The sequence below is a fragment of the Thiocystis violacea genome, from assembly GCF_016583575.1.
GTDB lineage: Bacteria > Pseudomonadota > Gammaproteobacteria > Chromatiales > Chromatiaceae > Thiocystis > Thiocystis violacea.
Genome location: NZ_NRRG01000187.1, coordinates 1 through 518 on the forward strand (window position 1 = coordinate 1; position 518 = coordinate 518).

At 58.9% G+C, this 518-nt stretch carries 2 protein-coding genes; one reads left to right on the forward strand and one right to left on the reverse strand.

Annotation, left to right across the window (positions count from 1 at the left end):
• On the forward strand, positions 1 to 182 hold a 182-nt coding region (locus CKO27_RS24325; protein WP_207173848.1), incomplete at its 5' end, for a hypothetical protein.
• 9 nt (positions 183 to 191) lie between these two features.
• Here CKO27_RS24325 and CKO27_RS25450 read toward each other — a convergent pair.
• Positions 192 to 503 carry a tyrosine-type recombinase/integrase gene (locus CKO27_RS25450; RefSeq protein ID WP_420825871.1) on the reverse strand — a complete coding sequence of 104 codons (312 nt, stop codon included), beginning with the start codon at positions 501 to 503 and terminating at the stop codon, positions 192 to 194.
• Positions 504 to 518: the final 15 nt, after the last annotated feature.

Genomic DNA, 518 nt, shown 5'->3' on the forward strand with positions numbered 1-518 from the left:
TCGCGGCAGCGTTGGCCTTATCGGAGGTTCTGCGGTTGCTGCATGGAGGTATCGTGCATCAACTGATCGACATCGATCTGCTCGGTCTCGACCAAAGAATCGTGTCTCGTCACCCAGGTAATTTTGTGAATATTAATCCGGGCTTCGCGATGGCGGAGGCGCCTGACACCCGAGACCGGTGACGCGATCGCTTAATGGTCTCGGCCTGCCGTCCGCTGGGAACGCCGTCTCCGGGGGAACTGGCCGTGTTGGACAAGTTTCAGGGCAGGGTCCTTCCTGGTCACCTCCGTGAGCCACTTCCAGCCGTCGTACTTATCGCCTGTCTGCCGCAGATGCGTATAGCGTTTGAGCGATGTCCACGACCTATGACCGGAGTTGGAGGCGACTTTGGGTATGTTCAAGCCAAGCTCGAACAGCCTCGAAACACCGTCGTGCCGCAGGTCATGAAAGCGTAGGTCGTCGATTCCGAGAAGCTTGCAGGCTCGCGTGAACGACGCGCCGATCGCGTCCGTGGTGTA